Genomic DNA, 24,279 nt, shown 5'->3' with positions numbered 1-24,279 from the left:
ATCGAATTAAATAATAGAATTTAATAATAGGAGAACAAAATGGGAAAAATAATAGGAATAGACTTAGGTACTACTAACTCATGTCTTGCTATCATGGATGGCAAAAGTGCTAAAGTTATTGAAAATGCAGAAGGTCATAGAACAACACCTTCAGTTGTAGCTTATGCTGACGGTGGTGAGATCTTAGTAGGTCAATCTGCTAAAAGACAAGCAGTAACAAACCCTGATAATACTTTCTTTGCTATCAAAAGACTTATCGGTCGTAAGTATGATGACAAAGCAGTACAAGATGATATTAAAAAGAAAGTACCTTATGCAGTTGTAAAAGCTGATAATGGAGATGCTTGGGTTTCTACTAAAGAAGGCAAGAAAATGGCTCCACCTCAAGTATCTGCTGAGATCTTAAGAAAAATGAAAAAGACAGCAGAGGAGTTTTTAGGTGAGACTGTTTCTGAAGCTGTAATTACAGTTCCTGCATACTTTAATGATAGCCAAAGACAAGCTACAAAAGATGCTGGTAAAATTGCAGGTCTTGATGTTAAAAGAATTATCAACGAGCCAACTGCTGCAGCTCTAGCTTATGGTGTTGACTCTAAAAAAGGCGAACAAACTGTAGCTGTATATGATTTAGGTGGCGGTACATTTGATATCTCTATCATCGAGATTGCTGATGTAGATGGTGATAACCAAATCGAAGTATTATCTACAAATGGTGATACTTTCCTAGGTGGTGAAGACTTTGACTTAGCTTTGATGGATTACTTAATTGATGAGTTCAAAAAAGAACAAGGTATAGATCTACATAACGATAAACTAGCTCTACAAAGAGTTAGAGAGGCAGCAGAAAAAGCTAAAGTTGAATTATCTTCTGCAAGCCAAACAGATGTGAACTTACCATATATTACAGCTGATGCTACAGGACCTAAGCATTTAAATATCAAAATCACTCGAGCTAAATTTGAATCTCTAGTAGGTGATCTAGTTGCTAGATCATTAGAGCCTTGTAGAAAAGCTCTTGAAGATGCAGGTCTAAGTAAGTCAGATATCTCTGAAGTACTATTGGTGGGTGGACAAACGCGTATGCCTCTAGTACAAGAGAAAGTGAAAGAGTTCTTTGGTAAAGAGCCGCGTAAAGATGTGAACCCTGATGAAGCTGTAGCAGTTGGTGCAGCAATTCAAGGTGGTGTTCTTTCTGGAGATGTTAAAGATGTACTTTTATTAGATGTAACACCATTATCAGTAGGTATTGAGACTATGGGTGGAGTTATGACTAAACTTATTGAGAGAAATACGACTATCCCTACTAAGAAGTCACAAGTATTCTCAACAGCTGAAGATAACCAGCCTGCTGTAACTATACATGTACTTCAAGGTGAGCGTGAAATGGCTTCTGCAAACAAATCTTTAGGTAGATTTGATTTAGCAGATATTCCACCAGCACCACGTGGTATGCCACAGATTGAGGTTACATTTGATGTTGATGCAAACGGTATCATGAATGTTTCAGCTAAAGATAAAGCTACAGGTAAAGAGCAAAATATCGTAATCAAATCTTGTGGCGGTATCTCAGAAGAAGAGATTGAAAAAATGGTACAAGATGCAGAGGCAAATGCTGAGTCTGATAAGAAGTTCCAAGAGCTTGTAGCTGCTAGAAATACGGCTGATAACTTAATTCATAGCTCAAGAAAGGCTATTAATGAGCTAGGTGATAAAGTTTCAGCAGAAGAAAAAGAAAAAATCGAAGCAGCTTGCAAGGAGATTGAAGAAGTTCTTAAAGGAGATGATAAAGAAGCAATTGAAGCTAAAACTAAAGCATTAGAAGAAGCTTTCTCTCCAATAGCTCAGAAAGCATATGCTGAGCAGGCTCAAGCAGCAGGTGGAGAGCAAGGCGCTCAAGCTGAAGAAGCTAAAAAAGATGATGATGTCGTTGATGCTGACTTTGAAGATGTAGAAGAAGACAAAAAATAAATATCTAAGTAATCAACAAAGTGTGGTTTATCCACACTTTTCTTTTTGTTATAATTATTCGTTCGAAATTTTTAGGTTAAGTAAAAATGCAACAGAAATGCTATTATGAAATTTTAAGTGTATCTAAGACTGCTTCCGGTACAGAGATTAAAAGAGCTTATAGAAAGCTTGCAATGAAATATCACCCAGATCGTAATCCGGATGATAAAGAAGCTGAGATCAAATTTAAAGAAGTATCTGAGGCTTATGAAGTATTAAGTGATGATCAGAAAAGAGCTCGTTATGACCAGTTTGGCCACGCAGGTGTTAATCAACAAGCAGGTGGCGGAGCAGGAGGAGCAGGAGGCTTCGGTGGTTTTGAAGATATCTTTGATACGTTCTTTGGAGGAGGTGCTTCTCGCAGTGGAGGATCTGGTAGATCTAGAGCCTCTCGCGGTAGCGATTTAGAATATACTCTTGAAATAACTCTTGAAGAAGCTTTCTTTGGTGTCGAAAAAGAAATTACTATTCCTAGAATGGAGTCTTGTGATAGTTGTGATGGTACAGGATCAAAGTCTAAAGCTAAAGCAACTTGTCACGCTTGCCACGGTCAAGGAACTATAAGAAGACAGCAGGGCTTTTTTGCTTTTGAGCAAACTTGCCCAGCTTGTAATGGTACAGGTTCAAATGTCGCTGATCCTTGCGATGCTTGTTATGGTAATGGAAAAGTTAAAAAACAAAAAACTCTTAAGGTCAAGATTCCTGAAGGTGTTGATAATGGTGATAGAATTAGGCTTCAAGGTGAAGGTGATTCTGGAGCTGAAGGAACAATGAGTGGTGACCTATATGTGCAGATTTTAGTAAAAGAGCATAAGATCTTTGAAAGAAGAGAAATGAATCTTTACTGCGAAATGCCTATTAGCTTTACTAAAGCGTGCTTAGGAGGCGAGATTAAGGTTCCCACATTAGATGGAGAAGTTTCATTAAAGGTAATACCTGAAACTCAAACAGGTAAAGTATTCCGCCTGAGAGAAAAAGGTATGAAGTCCTTACGTGGACATAGAAGAGGTGATTTACTTTGTAAAGTTGTGGTAGAAACACCAGTACACTTAAATGCAGAGCAAAAAGAATTATTAGAGAAATTTGCAGAAAGTTTAGGTGAGGACTATCAGAATAAGCATTCTCCAAAGAGTAAAACTTGGTTTGATAATGTTAAAGATTATGCAAAGAAATTTTTTGAATAGTTAATAATTTTTTATTCGTGCTCTACTTGGGTTTTTCCATGATAGATCTTATCATTTGAAAAAACTTTTATTTCTAAACCATGGGTTTCTTTACTTTTTCCTTTACCTGCATATTTACGACAGTCTATACGGACAACATCCCAGTCATTAGCTTGACCTATGAATATTTTGTTTTTTCCTTCATGTCTGATTTTAGCATCGCCATAATCTACAACATCGCAATTCTCAATAGCAGAACCAGATACTCTTACATCATAATATTTTTGATTTTGGATATCTTTAGGAAGGTCACCTGTCTCATTAAAATTTATATCTTGAATATGAGGTGTTCTAATATCAATATATAGTTCTTCTTCGGGTTTATTTGTATCAAAATAAGCACAAGATGATAATGTTGTAAGTGCTGGAATAAGTAAAAATAGTTTTTTCATTTATTAATGTTTTCCTATGTTTTTAAATATATTATCCTAGAAAAGTAATAACAATCAATAGCAAATAATTAAAAATCTGGAGCCTTAGCCATGATTCTTTTATGATGACTACGGTTATGCCAGAATTTTATTTGATTAAGAGCATAATCTGAGACATGTTTACCATCAAGGAAATCATCTATTTCTTGATATGAAACCCCCATCTCTGCTTCATCAGTTTGTCCAAGCCAAAGTCCTGCGGAAGGAGCTTTTGTGAGGATGTTATTGGGTACATTAAGATAGCTACCTAATTCAAAAACTTGTGATTTTTTTAATTTTATAAGAGGCAGTATATCAGCGGCTCCATCTCCAAATTTTGTAAAATAGCCCATATACCATTCACAAGCATTATCTGTACCAATTACCATTCTATTATTTTGCTGAGCGTAAGCATACAAGTATATCATTCTAAAACGAGCTTGTGCATTTCCTTTGATTACATGTTGACGGTCATTAGCACTGTTTTTGATATCTTCAGCTGAATCTAGAAATGTTTCATATACTGGTTGAATGGGTATGAGATGATATTCTATATTTAATTTTTTAGCTAATTCTATAGCATCTAAGGTATCTTTATCATCATTATTTTTTGATGGCATTATTAGCCCTGTAACAGGTAGTCCAGTATTTACTGCTAAAGAGACTGCTACTGCTGAATCTATACCTCCACTAATACCTACCACAAAACCTTCAGCGGGATAATTTAAACAAGAGTCTTTCAGCCATTCAGTAATTTTATTGGCATATTCATTAGGTTTAAAATTTTTTACTACACTCATTTAGTTCAAACCTCTTATTTTTAAGTTGAATATATTATTTATCAAAAGCTGGGTTATTATAATGAGGATCACTGTAATTATCTACATTATAACCACTACCTAATGCTTGATACAGATTTACAATGCTGATTAATGATTTTAGCTTAGCCTGATTAACTTGCATCTGCTGATATAGCACATTAAGAGTAATACCTGTATATTCAGCTTTACTTATAGCACCTGTTTGGTATTTTCTAGAGAAAATACTTTCTTGTCTTTCTGTAGACTGTAAAGAGATTGTTTGTTTTTTGTAATTTTCTTGGTTAGCGGATCTTTCTGATAAGCTATCATCAACATCTTGGAAAGCATGTTGTAGTGTATCTATATAATCATAGTAGCCTTGATAGAACTGAGCCTTGGCTTTATCACTATCTGCAAGAATACTCATGTTAAAAATTGGAACGGCAGCAACAGCTTCAGCAGCCCACGCCCAAGCGTTCATAGTAGCAAGTTCACCTAATGCTAAAGTGGCATTACCAAATGTCCCTGTTAGATCAATACTCGGGAAAAATTGAGATCTTGCTAAACCAATATTAGCATTAGCTGTTTCAAGCTTGTATTCGGCAATACCTACATCTGGACGATTTTCCAATACTTGTGAAGGCATATTTACAGGAACTTTAACATTTGCATTTATATCATTAAGAGTTCTGCTTGTAACAATTTTTCCAGGATTTCTGCCCATTAAGATTTTAAGTGTATTTTGGAAGTGGACTATATCATTTTTAATTAATGCAACTTTGCCTTTTTGTGCTTCAAGTTGTTGTCTTATAACTTCCTCTAACATTGGAGATGTTGCACCAAGCTTATGCTGATTCTTTGCATAGTTAAACATTAGTTCTAACTGATTAACCATTTGAGTTTGAAGCTTTAATTGCTCTTGTGCTGTAATTAGTGAAAAATATGCAGCACTGACTTGGCTAATCACTGATAGGCGAGTAGTATTTTTAAGGTTAGTTTGCATTTTTTTACTAAGCCTAGCAATTTCACCTAGTTTAAATTGTCTAGCAATATTAATAGTGTAACTTGGTATAATTCCTACTAAAGAGCCACCAGCAGTTTGTGTGCCAACATTATTTAGTTGAGGTATACTTAAGTTCGAATTTATATCAAAGGCTTGAGCTACAAAACCTCCACCACCAACACTTGCAGTAGGCAACCAACCATAGTTTGCTTTATTTATTTCAGCATTTGCTTGTAGGATATTACCAATAGAAACCTGTAGTTTATTATTATCTTTTAAAGCGGTTGTTATAAGGTTGTTCAATACAGGATCATCAAAATCGCGCCACCAAGCTACTTTTGTTAAGTTCCAGTCTTTAGTAACTTCAATGTTTTTATCTTGACTGTTCCATAGTGCCGGAGCTTTAACCTCTGGTTTTTCATATTTCGGGTTAAAAAAGCTACAGCTTGATGTTATTAATGCTGTAGTTATAAGTGTTGCAGAAAGTATTTTTTTCTTCATCATATTTGCTGTACCTATAGTGTATCTACTTTAACTTCTGCACTAGCACCAACTCTTAAAGGATATTTTGAACTGTTTTTAAGAGCTATTTTTACAGGGAATCTTTGAGTAACTTTTACCCAGTTTCCTGTTGCATTCTCTGCAGGGAGTAAGGAGAATACCGAGCCTGTTGCATAGCTGATGCTATCAACTTTTCCTGTATATGTATGGTTATACATATCTAGTTCAATCTTAACACTTTGTCCAGGTTTGATTCTATCTAGATCTGTTTCTTTGAAGTTCGCATCAACCCACCATTTTTTATTATCAATAAAGCCAAATAAGGGTTGTCCAGGTGAAACTAACTGACCTTTATAAACTTTTAAGTTTGAAACATACCCGTCATCTGGAGCTACCATCGTAGTATAACTAAGATTTAAGTTGGCATTATCAAGTCCAGCTTTGGCTTCACCAATCTGAGCTTTAGATATTTCAACTTTTACCATAGCTTGTTTCAGTGTAGAAAACGCTTCATCTTTTGCTTTTTCTGCTTGTATCTTTTGATCTATATACTTTTGCGCATCTTGTAAAGAACCAGCATCATCTTTGTATAGTTTGATATATCTATTTGCCATATTTGTAGCTGTTTCCAAAGAAGATTGAGCTTTAGTTAAGTTTGATTTTGCTACAGATACTTGTTCTTGTGCAACAGCAAGTTGTCCTTTAGCTTGTATTACCTTTGAGTTTGATTGAGATACCTGTAGTTGATAGTCTTTAGGATCTATTTGTATCAGCTTATCGCCTTTATGTACAAATTGATTATTTTTTACATAGACCTTTTCAATATAACCGCCGACTTTAGGAGACATATTTATTACATCAGCATTTACATAAGCATTATCTGTATTTGGAAACACCTTGTTATACATATAGTATCCATATATACCCAATGCCGTAGCTGCTATTACACTGCAACCAATAATAATTTTCTTAGGTGAAAACTTTGAAAGTTTTTTAGTTTCTTCAGTCTGTGTTTCTTGTATTTTTTCTTCTGACATTCTAATTTATCCTATAATAATTTTAATGCATTGCTGGAACAGGAGCATCTTTTGGAGGTTCTTTTAATAAAAACGGTACAATAGCTAAAATTAAGCTAAGTATACCAACAACATAAAAAGAGTTTATATAACTTAGTAAGCTACTTTGGTGAAGCACTTGTTGCTTTGCCATAGCTATAGTTTCTGTGTTTGGCATGGGTAGTGAATTAGTCCATGACTGAAAGTTATGATTAAAAGAAGAAACGTTTTGAGATAATTCTTGAAATGTGATTTGTTGATTTCTAGAAATAAATGTAGCTACAAATGCTGTTCCCACAGAGCTACCAAAGTTCCTGAAAAAGTTAAATGATCCAGACATATCTCCCATATCTTCATCTGCCACACCTACTACAAGGACACTCATAAAAGGTACAAAGAACATCATCATTCCCAAACCTTGTATAGCTGTTGTAAGTATAATATCAAACTCATTCGCTGTCGCAGAGAAATTAGCCTGCATTAAGCAAGATACACCAAATGTAATCATGCCTAAACTTATTGTTTTTCTGACCCCTAATTTTGGCACTAAAATCTTTTGTGTTATAACCGCACCAATTATAGCAGCAACTCCTCGCGGAGCTGTTATATATCCAGCAGTATCGACAGGGTAGCCATATACTTGTTGTAACATTGTTGGCAGGTATGCCATTGCAGCAGAAAATAAAAGAACAAACATGAAGCATAAAAAGCATGCTAGGATGAAATTAAAATTTTTGAAAATTCTAAATTTAACTACTGATGAATAAACTAGACCTCTCCAAATAAAAAAACCTAATGAAACTATAGAGATCGATAAAAGTATTATCATTTCAATGGATTCAAACCAGCCATTTGTATTGCCGTTATCTATGAATAATTCAAGGCAGCCGACACCAATAGCCATAAATCCAAAACTTATGTAATCAATTTTGATTTTCTTTATTTCTGTTACTTCCATCATAAAGAATATTATTATGAAAGCTACTATACATAGAGGAACATTAACGTAAAAAATCCATTCCCAAGACATGTTTTCACAAATAGCTCCACCAAGAACTGGTCCAATAATAGGACCTAAAACTATAACCATACTGTATACGGTCATCATCTTATTATACTCTTCGTTTTTAAAACTAGTTGATATATATGTTTGTGCGACAGAAGGAAGGAAAGCTCCACCTAATCCTTGGAATGCTCTGAAAACGATCATTTCAGGTAAAGATGTAGAGAGTCCACACATTATAGAAGAAACTCCGAAGATTACTGATGATATTAGAGCAACTCTTTTGATACCATATTTTTCAATGACTAAACCAGATAATAATATAAAAATAGCTGCGGTAACAATATATACTGTGGTTACATCAGCAATAGTTTCAACGTTTGCTCCAATTGCTCCCATAATTTGAGGTATGGCAACAGCAACAATTGTTAGGTCAACAATTTCGGCTAGAGCAAGTAGACTTATTGCTAAAGCAACTATCGTTCTTTTTTGACCCCAGAAGCCAATACTTGGTGTACTAGTTTGCATATTTTATATCTTTCTTAAAAAAACATATTTCTAGATAACTATAAATAAGATATTACTAGAAATAAAATAATATATAGTGTTTATTTTGTTTTTAAATTATTGCACAATTTAGTTTGTGTATTGTAGCATTATATGGACAATAAATAATGAAAATCGGACAAAAATTTTTAGATGATGATATATCTAATGCTGGTGAATGGCTTGAGGGCCCAACAATAGTGGCAATGAAAGGAGGTAATTCATCATCTGATGAAAATCAGATCAATACACGCGAGTCTGATTGGCATACTCATTCCCGAGGTAAAATATTTTGTGTTGAATCAGGACTAATTCATGTAAGTACACCAAATGGATCTTGGGTACTTCCATCTAACAGGGCTGGTTGGATTCCGCCAGATGTACCACATAAAATACGCATCTGTGGAACTGTAAGAGGATGGGTGATTTTTATATTACCCGAAAGATGTGAGCATTTATCAGAATCATCTCATGTGATACCAATGAGTGAGGTTTTAAGAGCTCTAGCACTTAGAGCAACTGAATGGAGTAAGACTGATTCTCTAACTGTTGAACAGGAGCATATTGCCAATATTATTTGCAATGAAGTTCGTTCTGCCCCAGAAGAATCTTTGCATCTACCTATGCCGAAATCACAAAAGTTATTAAAAGTTGCTAATGCAATAATTGATAATCCATCAATTGATAAGACTCTTGAAGAGTGGTCATCTTTTGGTGCAATGTCACCAAGAACATTAAGAAGAATATTTTTAGCAGAAACCGGATTAAGCTTTTCTCGATGGCGCCAGCAAGCCCAACTTGCAAGAGGGTTAGATATGCTTGCACAGGGTATTTCTGTAACACAGGTTTCAGATTCATTAGGATATGCATCACCAAGTAACTTTATTGCAATGTTTCGTAAAGCTTTTGGTAAAACACCTAAGCAGTATTTTTTGAATACAAGTGATAGGGATAAAACTTATAAGAATTGATTTTTCAGCTTTTTAATATCAATTTTTCCAGTATTATTTTTGGGTAAAGTGCTTACAAAAATACATGACTTTGGAACTTTATAGCTTGCTAGCTTATCTTTACAATGTTTAATTATATCTTCTTCAGTTATCTTAGAATCTTTTTCTACTGAAACAAAAGCAATTGCTCTTTCTCCAGAAGTTTTAGAAGCTATGCCAGTCACAGCAACCTCTCTAATCTCATTTAATTTAAGAATGCAAATCTCTATTTCTCTTGGGTATACATTGAACCCAGATACTATAATCATATTTTTGATTCTGTCAGAAATAGTCAATCGTCCTTTTTTATCAATATAACCAATATCACCTGTTTTTAACCAGCCATCTTCAGTAAAGTGTAGATCATTGTTTTCTTTATCATTCCAGAATCCTTGGCACTTTTGGGGACCATTTAGCCAAACTTCTCCTTCTTTAAAACACTCATGGATTTCCTCATGAGTTTCTAAATCTCGAATACTAAGCTCTGTGCCTGGAATAGGGTAGCCACAGGTGCCAAAATAATCATCTTCAGACTCATTAAACTTATTTAGAGCGATAGCTGGAGACATTTCTGTCATACCGTATCCTTCTTTGAGTTCGATACCTGTTCTATCTAACCATTGGAGGTATACTTTACGAGAAATGGGCATGCCACCACTTAGAGAGAATAGATACTTAGTTTTGTTGATTTTTTCAAAATCTGGATGTTCTAACATTGCCATATACAATGTATTGAGACCGTTAAAAATTGTGAACTCATTTTTTGACATGGTTTTTATTAAATCTTTAATATCTCGCGCATTTGGGATAAGTACATTCTTACCACCGCCAAAAAAGAAACATAGCAAGTTAGCACTTAGTGAGAATATATGATAAAGGGGTAGAGCCGTTATTATTACTTGGTTCTCTATCTTTAAGTCATGTTTTATCCATGCCCAAACTTGCTGAATATTAGAAGCAAGGTTATCATGTGTAAGTATTGCACCTTTAGGCTTACCTGTTGTGCCACTTGAATATTGTAGACACAATATATTTTCTCTTTTAATGTTTGGCTTTGTATAAAGCTTTTTATCCGCTTTCAGTACCTTAGAAAACTGAATAAAAGTATTTTTATTATACTGAGGTTTGTCTTTTATTAAATGTTTTGAAACGAATCCAATAACTTGTTTTTTTGGAAAAGTATATAAATCTGCAATATTTGTAACAATGACATTCTCTAATGACTGTATATTTATTCTAGCTTTTTGCATGTTATGGGCAAACATATCCATAACAATGGCTGCTTTAACATTACAGTTATTGAAAATGGCTTCTATTTCATCAGCTTTATAAAGAGGGTTGACATTAACAAATACAGCACCAATCTTTATACAAGCAAATAAGCTAACTGTAAACTGTAAACAGTTCGGTAGAACTATCGCAAACCTATCACCTTTTTGAATTCCTAACTCATGCTGTAAAAAGCTAGCCATTTTAGTAGCAAGATCATCAAGTTGAAGAAATGTTAAGTTTACGTCATGGCATGATACTGCATCTTTATATGGAAACTGTACGATTGTTTTTTCGTACATGTCTAGAATGGTATGTTGGTTTTCTTCAATATTCTTTGGAGCATATTCAGGATAGTTAGATAACCATGTTTTTTTAGAAAATGTGCTCATAATTAAAAAAGTTGCTAAATATTAGAGTTATTCTAGCAAAAAAAGAGCTTTTGAAATAGATAGAAATTATGTTTCTGGATGATAAGTCACATTATCAATATCGGCTTTATGGTCTTCCACAACTTTTATCTTATTTGTATATTTATTTAATATTGGTGTAAGAGCAATCATTATGATCGTTATTATTAAAATACCAACTGCTATATAGCCGAATACCGATGTATATGTTTCTAGACTTTGTTGTTTAGATATGATTTCACTATTGTGAGGTAGTGCTATAAAAGATCCTATATATGATGCAATATATGATGCAATCATTGTAGCTAAAAACCAGAAGCCCATTACAAAACCTGAAATAAAAGCAGGACATAATTCTGCAACCATGGCAAGACCTAATCCTGATATTAATAGTTCACCTAAAGATGAACTAGCATAGGATAAAACTAACCAGTTTCCAGATACAATAGACTCAGTAGCAAAATATTTTGTACAGTATAAAGTAGCATAAGAAACACACATTAATGCAGTACCGATACAGAATTTAGTGGCATGAGTAAGTTTACTTTTTTTATATACTACAGCTAATATTGGCGAAAATATCAATATCCAAAGAGGGTTTAAAAATTGATATTGTGCTGCAGGGACATGCCAGCCAAATATTGAAAGCTCAACGTTATGTTTTGCGAAAAAAGTAAGAGTTGTAGGCATCTGGAAGTATAAAGAATAGAAAAATATTGCTTCAATAATTAAGACAAAAGCAACTAGCATTCTATTTCTTTCGTATGATTCTAGATTAAGAGCAATGTATAAGAAATATACAGTAGCAATAGTAACTACAACAGCAGTTAGTTCTATACATAAAGTAGTGTTAGGTAATATATTGGCTATTATAAGAAAAGCAGCAATTCCACCAGCTAAAGTATAAATTGCATGAGTCTTATTAACAGGGTGTCTACCTGCTTCAGTGTCTAGACCATCCATCTTCTTATAGAATAAGATAAAGCCAATTATACCTACAATTAATCCAACACCGCAAAGAACAAATGCTTGCGTATATCCGTAGGCTTCTGATATTACTGGAGTTAGAGCCATACATACTAATCCACCAATATTAATGGCTAAGTAGTAAAGAGTCATAGCACTATTTAAGCGACCATCGCCTTTTTCAAACATTTTTGAAATTAGTGAAGAAGGATTAGCTTTGAATATTGCATTACCAATAATAATTCCTGCAAAAATATAGTAAATAGTCTCGCTGTTAGCAAAGATAAAGCCTAAATAGGATAAACAAAGTACTGTAGCACCAATTAAGATTGTTCGCTTAGCTCCAAAAACTTTGTCACCTATAAGTCCACCAACCCAAATAAAGCCAAATGTAAAAGCAAAAAAAGATCCCATAAGATAGATAGTTTCTTTTTCACTTAGACCAAGCTTCTGGGTGAAGTAAAGAGCAATAATTGCTTGGAATCCATAGAAACCAAATCTTTCCCAAAATTCTATTCCCCACACTATCCAGAATGGGGCAGAAAGCGTTTTATTATTATTTTGCATAAGCATCTCCTGATATTAAAAATATTAAAAGGACTAAAATATTTATTAAAGCACTAGGCTAAGCCTTTTGCAATAAAGATTTAATGCTTATTTGAGAAAATTTATTATAGAGAATATATTTATAGGAGCAGTTTCAGCTTTTAGTATTCTTTTTCCTAGATTTATCATTTTAAAATCCACTTGCTTAAATAGTGACATTTCATTATCACTAAAGCCACCTTCCGGGCCTATAAAAATATTTATGTTAGAGTGGTTTTGTACTTTAGTTTTAAAGTCATCAGTTGTTTTTGAATAAGGGCAAAGTGTTAGGTTAAGATCCTCCAATGAATATTTGATATTTGTTAGTTCTATAGGAGTGTGAATTGTTGGAATAAATACTCGCCCACATTGCTCTGTGGCTGATATAGCAATTTTATTCCATCTTTCTATTTTTTTACTAAATCCTTTTTTATCAAATTTATGATTTGTATATTCAGTAATAATTGGATAAATATTATTTACTCCAAGCTCCGTAGCCTTTTGGATAACCAGTTCAAAATTTTCATTTTTTATTAAAGATTGATAAAGGTTTGTTGTATATGGGTTTTCATTTTCTACTATTCTTGAGTCAATCACTTCAAGGTTGATAGCTTTATTATCTATAGATATGATTTTTGTTTTGTATTGGAGACCGTCTTTGTTATTAAAAAGCTCAATAGTGTCAGATTTTTTTAATCTAAGGACATTTTTGAAGTAATTATAGTATTCTCCAGAAATTGCTAAATTTCTATTTTCTTGTGAAATTTCAGCAAAAAATCCTCTAATAGTTCTCATAAAAATTTTATTTGATAAAATACTTAGCTCTTATTATAAGTTTTAAAGTTAACAAAAAGTAGGTAATTATGAATGTATTTAATAAAAGTTTTATGACTAACTTAATAGCTCTAGTTTTAGCTGGGGTTGGTTGGTATTTTGTTGAACCACATATCAAAAATATAGGGTTTTATGCTTTATCAGGAGCATTAACCAATTGGATAGCTATCTATATGCTTTTTGAAAAAATTCCATTTCTATATGGTTCAGGAATTATTCCTAATAAATTTGAAAGCTTTAAAAGAGCAATAAAAAAAATGATTATGGAACAGTTTTTCTCACAAGAGAATCTAAATAAATTTCTTGCTAGTGAAGATATTAAAAAGTATCTCAGTAATACACTAGCATCAAAGATCGATTACAATAAAATATTTGATAGTTTTGTTGAGATGTTAATGAGTAGTAAATATGGTTCAATGATAGATATGTTTTTAGGTGGTAGGGATGCTCTTGAAGGGCTGAGAGAGCCATTTATCAAAAAATTGGATTCTAAGGTTTTAGAACTAATTTCCGAGTTAGATATAAATAGTGATTCAATTTCCCAAAAAGCTTCAGAAAAAATAGAGAAAGTTATAGATAATAGATTAGAGGAGCTAACACCTATTATGGTAAAAGAGATGATTCAAAAAATTATTCGTGAACATCTTGGATGGTTAGTTGTATGGGGAGGTGTTTTTGGAGGCTTAATAGGTTTAGGAGCTAGCTTTATTGCTTAGTCGCTATTTTGAAAAGCGATTCCGCATTATTTGCAGGAGTCGCTTTATTTTTTGCTTTTTGTTTTTGTAGATTTTCTATTAGCCATGGCTCTAATCTAGATAGTATACTAGTAAGACCTGTACTAGTTAGTTCTGCATATTTACTTGGGTTAACATCTTCATCTTTTATCTGATGGTGATATTTGAAAGTTTTTATTATAGTTTCTCCAGTTGCTTCATTTTTTAGATAAAAAGTTATATAAAAGAAAAATTCATTATTATCTAAATCTAATATTGGTCCATATGGAGTAGTGCCAGATAGTGTGAAATCTTGACGAATGTTTATATCTTGAAATGCTAAACTACTAACTAAGTTATGGTCTAAAATATATTCGAAAGTAGCAACTGTTAGCATTTTTGATACAGGGATTGCCCATGAACTATTTTTGAAAGGAAGTAGTTCATGATTTTTAATATAAAACATCTGAGTTGCTTTGGATACTTGGGTTTGGATGTTATATATTAATAATGTTGTATCAATATCAGCATTTTCAACATTAGGCAATGATTCGGTCTCTATCTGCTTGCTATATATGATGTATTCTTTTTGAGATGGGACAGCAACAGGGTCACCAACCAGTGAAAAAGCAAATATTTCAAAAGGTAATAATATAGTAATAAAAAGTAGTAAATATTTTTTCATAGTTTTAATCCTTATGTTCTACACCTCTAACAACAATTGATGGGTCATATTGAACCATTTTCATTACATCATTTAGGCGGGTAATAGTTTCTTGTCCTTCAGACATGGTTTCATTAAAATTCATGAGTGTTTTATTTAAGTAAATTGAAGAGTTGCTTAGGTTGTAAAGTAATATATTTATACTGTCAGTAAATTCATTGAATCTATCTAAATTTTGAGGGGACATCATTTTATTAAATTTATTAGAAATTTTTTCTAGAGAATCTGCTATTCCACTGACTTTATTTAGAATGCTTTCAAATTGTGAAGGTTTGGATTTTATTTCAGGTGTTTTACCTTTTTGTTTTGTTATAAGATCAAGACCTATATCATTTTTCCCAATATCGAGAGCAAGTTCTATCTTAGATTGACCAGTTATGCCTATGGTTTGCAATGTTGCTACAGTTTGCTTATATATTGGTATTTGACTGTTTATTTTCATATATACGCTAACAAGTTTAGGGTTATGTTTATTTATCGAAATATCAGAGACTTTACCTACATTAAATCCTTTATAAGATACATCTGATCCGACGTTTAGCCCCGAAATACTTTTGAAATTTGAAACAAATTCAGTTGTATCTTGATTTTTAAAGCCACCTGATAAAAAGAAGCCGATAAATATCATCACAAATACCATAAAAATCACGAATAGTCCCGCAATAAGGTTTTTTATACTATTTTCATTCATTATATAAGCTCCTACTATTTACCTTCATTATGTGAGTCAAAAAACTTTCTTATACTATCGTATTGTATTTGTTTGGATACAATATCAACTGTATCATGTAGCATAATTTTTTTCTCATCCATGTATATAATATCATCAACAATGTTCCAGATAGTGCTCAAGTCATGTGTAATCATAACAACAGACATTTTAAGTTCCTCTTTTAAGTATAGGATAAGTTCATCCATAGCTCTTGCTGAATAAGGATCAAGACCTGCATTTGGCTCATCCAGAAATACAACTTTAGGGTCTAATACTATTGTTCTAGCTAAAGCAACCCTCTTTAACATACCTCCACTAATCTCAGAAGGGTATTTGTTAAATGCTTCTTCTTTTAGTCCTACCATTTTTAGTTTTACTATTGCTATATCAATAAGAATATCTACCGGTAGTTTTGTATGTTGCTTAAGCGGGAATATAACATTTTCAAGGTTTGTTAAAGATGAAAATAAAGCACAGTGTTGAAACATCATACTCATGCTGCTAGATATTTGTTTACGTTTGATTGGATTATCAGCTAGTTTAGATATTTCTTGTCCAAGCAGAAATATTTTTCCAGAATAAATAGGCTGTAGCATAAGAATCTCACGCATAAGAGTTGTTTTGCCGCAGCCGCTAGCGCCAATTATGCAACTGATTTTTTCTGGAGGAATATCTAAGTTTAGATCTCTATGAATCCATTCTTTACCAAATTTTGTGCTTAGATCTCTTACTTGAATAATGCTTTCACTCATTCATTTTCTCCTCTAAGCTACACCGTTAAGTGCTACTGCAAAAATAGCATCTACTACTATTATTAAAAATATCGAATATACAACACTTGTTGTAGTTGCCTTACCAACACTTTGTGAGTCTCGTTTAACAGACATGCCTTGATGACACCCAATCCCCGCTATTACTAGAGCAAAAAATGGTGTTTTTAAAAGGCCTATATAAAAGTGATTAACACTTACATGAGAAAATAGTCTTTCAATAAATTGCAAAGGAGTGATTCCTGCTATTACATCTGCTATTATCATACCACCAAGGATATTTGCTATCATGGCAACAGCTGCAAGCACAGGTAAGCTAATTATTAGCGCAGTAATTCTAGGCAAAACAAGCCTTTGCATAGGATCTTCACCTATAGTTTGAAGAGCATCAATCTCTTCATTAACTTTCATGATTCCTATTTCTGAAGTAAATGCAGAACCACTTCTACCAGCAATAATAATCGCGGTAAATAAGGGAGCAAACTCTCTAAAAGACGAAATGCCAAGCATATCTACAACAAAGATTTGCGTACCATATTGCATCATTAAATTAAGAGGCAGGTATGTTAGAACTAACCCAATAATTAATGATAAAAGCATTACGATGCCCAGAGCTTTAATCGTTGAATCATAGGCTATATTTAATACTATTGAGAAAAAAGATTTGTAAGGCTTACGAATTAGGACTAAATATCCTAAAAATACAGCGCCAAGGAAACCTATACTTGTCTTTATTTCTGAAAGAAGATTATTTGTATTTCTTCCTAAAGTATAAATACTATTAAAAACGACATTTGATTTATTTATAAATTTTTCATCATCTTTTGTTGGATAGTTCTTGGTGACAAGCTCTATCATCTTTCTATTTTTATCATTATTTATAATGATTTGTTCTTTGTTTATATTTAAGCTGGCAGCTGTTCTAATAATAAAATAAGCCCCTGCAGTATCTAAAGCATTTATTTGGCTAATATCGACTTTTGTTATTTGCTTTTTTGAATGGTTAATCTTTTTTTCTACTTGTTTGGGATTAATCTCTTTTAGGGTCATTAAACCTTGAAAATAAATAGTATCTTCTTTGACTTGTATTTCCATTTATTTCAACTAGTAAGGATAATGTTAATATCTAATATACTAAAAAAGTATATTAATTACCAATGTATAAGTTTGAAGTATTAGCAATACTTATCAGAATCGTATTGAGTGAGGTTATTGTGTTTAATTACAGAAATAAGCCTATTTTTATATTCACCATCTTGAAGCTCTGAATAATTTTCGAGAGTATCTAGCAATCTTTTTTTTGATTTTTTATTATTGTCTACTTCCGCTCTAGTTATTCTAAATTCTTTAAAACTTGAGCCAGTGTTAAGTCTGCGATAGTAACCTAATACACTTTCTGCAGCATCACTGAAAGTCTCTAAATATACATCTGCATTTTTAGCTTTTACACCACAGCCTTTATAAGCGCAGTGTAAACCAAAGTAATTATTATAGTTTTTAGCAAACCGTGAAGTTCCCCAACCACTTTCTAATATGGCCTGAGCAAGTACAAAGCTAGTTGGCACCATACCAGCTTTTAGCTTAAGTAGTTCTATTTCGTCATGTGTAGTATGAGACGATTCTACTTTATAGTATTGTAAGTAAACATTAAGTTTTTTAATTTGTCTTTTATTAAGTCGTTTACCTTTATCTAGAACTTTTTCTAGTTGGGCCATTTGTTTTTTTTGTAAACAGATTTCTTTATTAGCTTGCTTGATATTTTCAAGCATATATTTAATAAAAGCTTTTTTCTTAGCTTTGAAATCTTCTATTGATGAAAAATCAGGTTTATCAGCCTCTTTAGGAAATGTTGATTCCAAAGAGTAGTCTCCAGGCGTATATTGGATTTCTTCTTCATAACTTAGTATACCTGCAAGAATTATTAGGAAAATAGGTATACAGATATATTTGATTATATTTTTTTTCTTAAACATATTCATATTCACATAAATCTTCAAAATCATCATCTTCATAATCATCATAAAGATGCTCAACAGTTTGTTCGAGTTGATTTTTTAAAACTAACATATCATCAGGGAGTTTATTTTTAAATTTTGCTAATCTGCCTGTGATAGGGTGAGTGAATGATAGTTTATAAGCATGTAATGCTTGGCGTTCGGGATTATCTATATCTAACTTTTGTAATCTTACAGATGATTTGTTATATGTTTGATCACCTACAAGAGGGTGCTTTATACTTTTCATATGAACTCTAATTTGGTGAGTTCGTCCTGTTTCAAGTTGACATTCAATAAGTGTAAAACCATTATAAACATCGATAGGCTTGTAATGTGTTATAGCATCCTTACCTTTATAATTAATGGCCATTTTTGTACGGTTGTTAGGATCTCTTCCTATAGGTTCATTGATAGTACCTTCACTATAAATCTCTCCTTCAACTATAGCTAGATACTTTCTAGAAACATTTCTATCAGATAGTTGTTGTACTAAGCTGTGATAAGCAATACTACTTTTTGCAGCTACCATTAGTCCAGAGGTGTCTTTATCTAAACGATGTACAATTCCTGCACGAGGAAGTTTGTCTTGGTTGGCATAGCGATATAATAGAGCGTTTGATATTGTACCAGTCATATTGCCAGCTCCTGGATGGACAACCATATTTATGGGTTTGTTGATAACAACAATATCATCATCTTCGTAGACTATATCTAATGTAATATTTTCAGCAATCCATTCATTGGTTGGGAGTAACTCGATATTTATTTCAATTTCTTCATCACCTAATATTATATATTTTGCCTTTATCGTATTACCGTTTACTTTGATTAGACCTTCTTTAATCCATTTTTGAATTTGAGAGCGAGAAAATTGTTCAAATAGTTCATTAATAGCCACATCAATTCTTTTACCAGCATGTTCAGGTTGCATAAGAATATTTTGATGAAAACTATCTGATAGTGTATTATTTGCCATATTAATATACGCTTGATGCGTTTTTTTATAAAAAGTATTCTGTTTTATAGAGAATTATATAAGAAATTTCTGAGGATAGTTAATCAAATGACTAGGTTTTTATATTTAATTGGCGCTATATTGCTAGTTTTATCTTTAAGTTCTTGTGGACCTAAAAAAGATAGTGAATTGCCACAAGTTTATACTGGCTATACAGCGAGCTTTATTTATGCAAAAGCGCATCAGCAGATGCAGAATGAAAAATATTTTGATTCTATTAGATCTTATAAATCTTTGGTAGCTCAATATCCATTTACTCCTTTAGCCGAGAAAGGAATGGTAGATTTAGTATATGTTTACTATATGGATGATGAATCTACTATGGCATTAGCTCTTGGACAGCAGTTTATAAAAATGTATCCCTATAGTAAATATAAAGGATATGTGTACTATATGATTGGGGTTGTTGGTTTTGAGGATGGTCGAGGTCTTTTACAAACCTATGCTCCGTATGATATGAATTTCCATGATCCAACAGGATATAAGGATGCTTATACAAACTTTGAAAAAGCTTTGCAATTAGATCCAAAAGGGGGTTTTGTACCGGATGCTAAACGTAGAATGGTTTATATAAATAATGTAGTTGCAGAATATTATAATGATATAGCCCATTTTTATTTTAAAAGAGGTGCTTATAACGCAGCTATAGATAGGGCTTCTCAGGTTGTAAGGAATTACCCTCAAAGTACATCGACAGAGGATGCTTTGATCTTAACAATAAGAGCTTATAATAAGTTAAAATTATTTGATCAAGCTAAAGCAAATATTCGAGTTCTTAAGAAAAACTATCCAAAGAGTAAGTTCCTGAAAAATTTACGACCAGATGGTACGGAAGAACCAAGTTGGTATGAGACATGGTTTGGTTGGTTATAAGGTTAAGCACTTAATAAACTTAATGTTTTTTTCTAGATAATAATTTAATATATTTCTATACGATAATTTTTGAATTTGTAGAAATATGTATAAAAAAATTTCAATAGCGTGCATTTTAGCTTCAACTTTTTCTTTAGGTCATAGCATGGGTGTGCTGGGTGTAAACTTAGATTCAAAACCTACGTGCCGTTGTTTGCCTTCACAATCTTGTTGGCCTAGTCAGAAAGAGTGGGATAGCTTAGCAAAATCTTTGAATGGTAACCTAATAAAGCCATCAACACCACTTTCTTTGTGCAAAGATGTTAATAGTGATAGCTGTAAAGGTGTTTTGGATAATATAAAAAACCCTTTTTATATGCAATCTAAGCCTGGTAGAAATGAGTCTCAAGGTTGGTTTGATGCTTGGCATAATCAAGCAAGTAGCTATGCTGTAGAGGCTAAAAATACAGATGATATTGTAAAAGCAGTAGACTTTGCAAGAAAACATAATTTACGTTTAGTCATTAAAGGAGCTGGTCATGATTACTTGGGTCGCTCTTCTGCTCCAGATGCACTACTAATATGGACTCATAATATGCGAGATGTTTCATATGATAAGCATTTTCATCCCCAAAAGTGTCCAGCGAATAAAGAATATTCAGCAGTTACTGTAGGAGCAGGGACTCGTTGGTTAGAAGCATATGATGTTGTTACAAATAAACATCATGAGTATGTCCAAGGAGGAGGGTGTACTACAGTAGGTGCAGCTGGAGGCTTTCCTCAGGGGGGAGGTTTTGGTAGCTGGACAAAAGAGTATGGGACTGGTGCTGGTGGAATCCTTCAAGCAGAAGTTGTAACTGCAAATGGTAGAGTTGTGATTGCGAATGAGTGTCAAAATAAGGATTTATTTTGGGCTATAAAAGGAGGTGGTGGGGGCACCTATGGAGTTGTATCAAAACTAACATTAAGAACACATAAACTTCCTGAATATTTTGGTCTGATAAGTGGTGAAATAACAGCCGATAGTGATGCAGAATATAAGATCTTAATTAAGAAGTTCTTGAGTTTTTATCATTCAAAACTGAATAATGAAAATTGGGGAGAGCAGTTTGCTTTTCGACCAAATAACAAGTTAACAATAGCAATGGTTACACAAGGGCTGACAGAAAAGCAAGCTTTAGATATTTGGAAGCCTTTTAAAGAGTGGGTACATAAGCAGCGAGGGTTGTACTATAATACTAAATATATAGACATTCCACCAACAAAAGTTTGGAATTATGATTTTTGGCATAAAAATTATCCAGATATGGTTACTAAGAATACTGGACCAGATGCAAGGGATGGAGAGTTTTGGTGGAGTTCTAATACTGGAGAAGTATCTGCATATTGGTATACATATCAGTCATGGTATTTACCAGAAAGCTTATTTGACTCGAAAGATATTAATAAAACAGCAGAAACTTTCTATAAGGTTTCTAGGTTAGCGCCAGTATCTATACAGATAAACAAGGGGTTAGCAGGAGCATCTGAACAAGCTATAAAACTTACAAAACAGACATCTATGCATCCAGGTGTTTTTGACGCTGGAGCTCTAGCTATTATGAGTTATAGTAGTGATAAGCCTCAGCTAGGCAAACCTAAAATGACTCCCGAAATTAAAAAAAGAGTTGATAATATATATAAAGCTATGGGTATGATAATGGCTTTGGTTCCAAAAGCTGGTACTTATGCAAATGAGGCTGATTACTTTCAAAAAGATTGGCAAAAAGTCTTTTGGGGAAATAATTATAACCAATTATTAAAAATTAAAAATAAATATGACCCTAGTGGACTTTTTTATTGTCATCATTGTGTAGGTAGAGAATACTGGCAAGAAGGTGGTATGTGTAAAAAGTAACTTATAATAAACAGAGATCAAGCAATATTTTTCTATCTGATAATAGTCACATTATCTAAAATCTTAAAGTTATTAAAGAACTCTTTGATATTATCTTAATATGATTATTTACTTTCACAGTTTGGTATTTTTTCTGAACCTTCAAGTTTGCTCAGTTCTTCCCATGCTTTATCCGAGCACTGTGCTGGTTTGTTATTTGGCATGCAGTAGAATGAAGCAGAACCTTTAGTTTGTGTATTCAAACAGTCTTTGAAACCATCGATGCTTAAATATTTCGGAGGAAGAACTTGATTAACTTGAGTCTTTTCGACAGGAATATCTTTTTTAGAAACTTTTGGGTTCTTAGTAATACTCATACAGCCTCCTAGAACTAAAAAAGCAAAAATAATAGCTATTATTTGTTTATACATATTAAATTTCCTTAAGAGTTGAAATTAACTATTCCAAGTTTAACAGAACTGGCATTAAGTATAAAAGGAATTATTGTGAATGTTAAAAAATAGATATAAAAAAAGCCCTAAAGGGCTCTGAATGATTATTATAGTTTAGTTGATTTATTAGTTTATAGAAGTATCAATTTTATTGTATAAAATTGCTTCTAGAGCTAATAATACTTTTTCTTTTGTTGCATTATCAACTGGTAAGCCTGTTTCTTTCGCATATTCATTAGCATAATGGTTTACAGCTGCTTGAAGAGCTTGAGCTACTTTATTACCATTACTTGCATCAGTATTAACTGCATCAAAGCTACAAGTGTTATTGCCAATTAGTAAATCTTGAGATTTTAATACTTCAGTATAAATCTTGTTATCTGCAACAGCTTTACTAATTTGAGGAGCAGCTATGCCAGCGATATCTACTCTTAAGTTATATGATGAGTCTACAGTAATTACTCCTTGATCACCAATTATAGTCTTAAGAATTTCTGCTGTTGTTTTACCTACTTGATCTTTAAGGTTGATAAGAGGGTAATTGTTGTCAATCTTCAAGCTTTCTAGAACACTATGAATTACACCAGAAATTTCTTGTTCATTTTGTAATGCTTTTATTGTGTACATAACATCTGCAACATTTTGATTATTAGCAACATTTTGAGCGCTATTAGTACAAGCCATGTATAAGTTAGTGCCTTGATTCTTGTTAATAAAGCTTGTAAGTTCTGCTTCTGAGTTACCTAACGTTGTTACTAAGAAAGCAAGTCTATTTGCTTTAGCATATTCTTCTACAGAATCTTTAGCTGTTTTATTAGTAACTTGAGAAATTGCTTCAATAGTTACAGTATTTAAGAATTCATTGAACTTTTGGCCATTCTCATCTAAGTTAGAATCATTATTCCAAATAGAAAGGTTTAAGTTCCAGAATGCATTAATATTAGTTTTATAGTCTGTGTAATTAAGAGCTTTTGCAGCATTAAAAGCACTTGTTATATCTTTCTGTGCAGGAGTGATATATCCACTATTAAAGTCTTTATAGCCTAATACGTATGTATTTTTAAGAGTTTTACCTTCTGCTTGTTTAGCTTTATAGTATCCGTCATTATTAAAGTTATTAAATACTTCTACTGCTTTTGCAGCAGCTCTAACTCTACCTCTTTGTTTTTCAACTTCAATTTTTGAACTTAAAACATTTTTCCATGCTTTAGCTTTTTTTAATCCCTTTGCTTCTTTAGCAATCTTTTCTCTTTCACTCAATTTGTTTTTCTTAGCAACTAGCTTTTCATCTGCATATTTTTTGTAGTCTACAGCTTTAGTTTTTAAACCAACTGTTTTGTAGCCAACATAACTTTTAGCAAGATGATCTCTGTTAGTAGATACATCATTGTAGAAGTTTCCAGTTTGATTTATTAAAGAGTTTTCATTATCAAGACTTGCTTGAGAGTAAGATGCGGCTGCGTCTTTAATATCACCAGCAGTTGTTGCATAAACAGAAGTGACTGCGATAGAACTTAAAAGTGCAATAGTAAGAGTCTTTTTCATTTTTTTCTCCTTTATTAAGAAT

22 protein-coding genes are annotated in these 24,279 nt (G+C 32.8%); 6 read left to right on the top strand and 16 right to left on the bottom strand.

What is annotated here, in order from left to right; genetic code table 11:
* The first annotated feature begins 39 nt into the window (after positions 1-39).
* Both dnaK and dnaJ read left to right on the top strand, forming a co-directional pair.
* Positions 40-1,968 (top strand): molecular chaperone DnaK, encoded by a 1,929-nt coding sequence (gene dnaK / locus QI37_RS03035; RefSeq protein ID WP_040008431.1) that lies wholly within the window; start codon positions 40-42, stop codon positions 1,966-1,968.
* A gap of 86 nt (positions 1,969-2,054) precedes the next feature.
* Entirely contained in the window at positions 2,055-3,191 is a 1,137-nt protein-coding gene (dnaJ, locus tag QI37_RS03030) for a molecular chaperone DnaJ (protein ID WP_040008430.1), read from the top strand.
* 11 nt (positions 3,192-3,202) lie between these two features.
* Here dnaJ and QI37_RS03025 read toward each other — a convergent pair whose 3' ends face one another.
* The 5 genes from QI37_RS03025 to QI37_RS03005 all read right to left on the bottom strand — a co-directional run bounded on the left by QI37_RS03025 (position 3,203) and on the right by QI37_RS03005 (position 8,530).
* A complete protein-coding gene (locus QI37_RS03025) occupies positions 3,203-3,622 on the bottom strand; it encodes a putative periplasmic lipoprotein (protein ID WP_040008428.1) in 420 nt (139 codons plus the stop codon).
* A gap of 68 nt (positions 3,623-3,690) precedes the next feature.
* Positions 3,691-4,440: an NAD(+) synthase gene (gene nadE, locus QI37_RS03020; protein ID WP_040008427.1), complete on the bottom strand. Its 750-nt coding sequence runs from the start codon at positions 4,438-4,440 to the stop codon at positions 3,691-3,693.
* 34 nt (positions 4,441-4,474) lie between these two features.
* Positions 4,475-5,947 (bottom strand): TolC family protein, encoded by a 1,473-nt coding sequence (locus QI37_RS03015; RefSeq protein WP_040008424.1) that lies wholly within the window; start codon positions 5,945-5,947, stop codon positions 4,475-4,477.
* 11 nt (positions 5,948-5,958) lie between these two features.
* Positions 5,959-6,981 carry an HlyD family secretion protein gene (locus QI37_RS03010; RefSeq protein WP_040008421.1) on the bottom strand — a complete coding sequence of 341 codons (1,023 nt, stop codon included), beginning with the start codon at positions 6,979-6,981 and terminating at the stop codon, positions 5,959-5,961.
* 22 nt (positions 6,982-7,003) lie between these two features.
* Positions 7,004-8,530, bottom strand: coding sequence for an MDR family MFS transporter (locus QI37_RS03005; RefSeq protein ID WP_040008418.1), 1,527 nt, complete (start codon positions 8,528-8,530; stop codon positions 7,004-7,006).
* 146 nt (positions 8,531-8,676) lie between these two features.
* Here QI37_RS03005 and QI37_RS03000 point away from each other — a divergent pair, with 146 nt between their 5' ends.
* Complete coding sequence (locus tag QI37_RS03000) at positions 8,677-9,519, top strand: AraC family transcriptional regulator (protein WP_040008415.1); 843 nt, start codon at positions 8,677-8,679, stop codon at positions 9,517-9,519.
* Here the strand turns inward: QI37_RS03000 and QI37_RS02995 are convergent.
* From QI37_RS02995 to QI37_RS02985, 3 genes are all read right to left on the bottom strand, one after another.
* Positions 9,507-11,198: a long-chain-fatty-acid--CoA ligase gene (locus QI37_RS02995; RefSeq protein ID WP_040008412.1), complete on the bottom strand. Its 1,692-nt coding sequence runs from the start codon at positions 11,196-11,198 to the stop codon at positions 9,507-9,509. The genes QI37_RS03000 and QI37_RS02995 overlap by 13 nt on opposite strands.
* 66 nt (positions 11,199-11,264) lie before the next feature.
* Complete coding sequence (locus QI37_RS02990) at positions 11,265-12,755, bottom strand: oligopeptide:H+ symporter (RefSeq protein ID WP_081946975.1); 1,491 nt, start codon at positions 12,753-12,755, stop codon at positions 11,265-11,267.
* An 81-nt stretch (positions 12,756-12,836) separates the two neighbouring features.
* The gene (locus QI37_RS02985; protein ID WP_040008407.1) at positions 12,837-13,562 is read right to left on the bottom strand and encodes a 16S rRNA (uracil(1498)-N(3))-methyltransferase; all 726 of its coding nucleotides are present in this window, start codon (positions 13,560-13,562) and stop codon (positions 12,837-12,839) included.
* A gap of 68 nt (positions 13,563-13,630) precedes the next feature.
* Here QI37_RS02985 and QI37_RS02980 point away from each other — a divergent pair, with 68 nt between their 5' ends.
* The gene (locus tag QI37_RS02980; protein ID WP_040008405.1) at positions 13,631-14,317 is read left to right on the top strand and encodes a DUF445 domain-containing protein; all 687 of its coding nucleotides are present in this window, start codon (positions 13,631-13,633) and stop codon (positions 14,315-14,317) included.
* On the opposite strand, the gene QI37_RS02975 is transcribed toward QI37_RS02980, so the two are convergent.
* The 6 genes from QI37_RS02975 to rluD all read right to left on the bottom strand — a co-directional run bounded on the left by QI37_RS02975 (position 14,307) and on the right by rluD (position 19,493).
* Positions 14,307-14,999, bottom strand: a complete 693-nt coding sequence (locus tag QI37_RS02975; RefSeq protein ID WP_040008403.1) for a hypothetical protein — start codon at positions 14,997-14,999, stop codon at positions 14,307-14,309. The two genes, QI37_RS02980 and QI37_RS02975, sit on opposite strands and share 11 nt — an antisense overlap.
* A gap of 4 nt (positions 15,000-15,003) precedes the next feature.
* Positions 15,004-15,729, bottom strand: coding sequence for an MlaD family protein (locus QI37_RS02970; protein WP_040008401.1), 726 nt, complete (start codon positions 15,727-15,729; stop codon positions 15,004-15,006).
* Between the two features lie 14 nt (positions 15,730-15,743).
* A complete protein-coding gene (locus QI37_RS02965) occupies positions 15,744-16,502 on the bottom strand; it encodes an ABC transporter ATP-binding protein (RefSeq protein ID WP_040008398.1) in 759 nt (252 codons plus the stop codon).
* A 12-nt stretch (positions 16,503-16,514) separates the two neighbouring features.
* On the bottom strand, positions 16,515-17,615 hold the full coding sequence (locus QI37_RS02960) for an MlaE family ABC transporter permease (RefSeq protein ID WP_040008396.1): 1,101 nt from the start codon (positions 17,613-17,615) through the stop codon (positions 16,515-16,517).
* Positions 17,616-17,695: 80 nt separating this feature from the next.
* On the bottom strand, positions 17,696-18,493 hold the full coding sequence (locus QI37_RS02955; RefSeq protein WP_040010668.1) for a glucosaminidase domain-containing protein: 798 nt from the start codon (positions 18,491-18,493) through the stop codon (positions 17,696-17,698).
* Positions 18,486-19,493, bottom strand: a complete 1,008-nt coding sequence (gene rluD / locus QI37_RS02950; protein ID WP_040008395.1) for a 23S rRNA pseudouridine(1911/1915/1917) synthase RluD — start codon at positions 19,491-19,493, stop codon at positions 18,486-18,488. Before rluD ends, QI37_RS02955 begins: the two co-directional genes overlap by 8 nt.
* 87 nt (positions 19,494-19,580) lie before the next feature.
* On the opposite strand from rluD, the gene QI37_RS02945 reads away from it, so the two are divergent.
* A complete protein-coding gene (locus QI37_RS02945; protein ID WP_040008393.1) occupies positions 19,581-20,405 on the top strand; it encodes an outer membrane protein assembly factor BamD in 825 nt (274 codons plus the stop codon).
* Between the two features lie 85 nt (positions 20,406-20,490).
* Positions 20,491-22,281, top strand: coding sequence for an FAD-dependent oxidoreductase (locus QI37_RS02940; protein WP_040008392.1), 1,791 nt, complete (start codon positions 20,491-20,493; stop codon positions 22,279-22,281).
* 104 nt (positions 22,282-22,385) lie between these two features.
* Here QI37_RS02940 and QI37_RS02935 read toward each other — a convergent pair whose 3' ends face one another.
* A complete protein-coding gene (locus QI37_RS02935) occupies positions 22,386-22,691 on the bottom strand; it encodes a hypothetical protein (protein WP_040008390.1) in 306 nt (101 codons plus the stop codon).
* Between the two features lie 147 nt (positions 22,692-22,838).
* Positions 22,839-24,257: a hypothetical protein gene (locus tag QI37_RS02930; RefSeq protein ID WP_040008387.1), complete on the bottom strand. Its 1,419-nt coding sequence runs from the start codon at positions 24,255-24,257 to the stop codon at positions 22,839-22,841.
* Positions 24,258-24,279 lie beyond the last annotated feature (22 nt).

Origin of the sequence: Candidatus Francisella endociliophora (genome assembly GCF_000764555.1) — a bacterium.
Classification (GTDB): Bacteria; Pseudomonadota; Gammaproteobacteria; order Francisellales; family Francisellaceae; genus Francisella; species Francisella endociliophora.
Note: the sequence above shows the minus strand (reverse complement) of the source record. Positions and strands in the feature narration are given on the sequence as shown.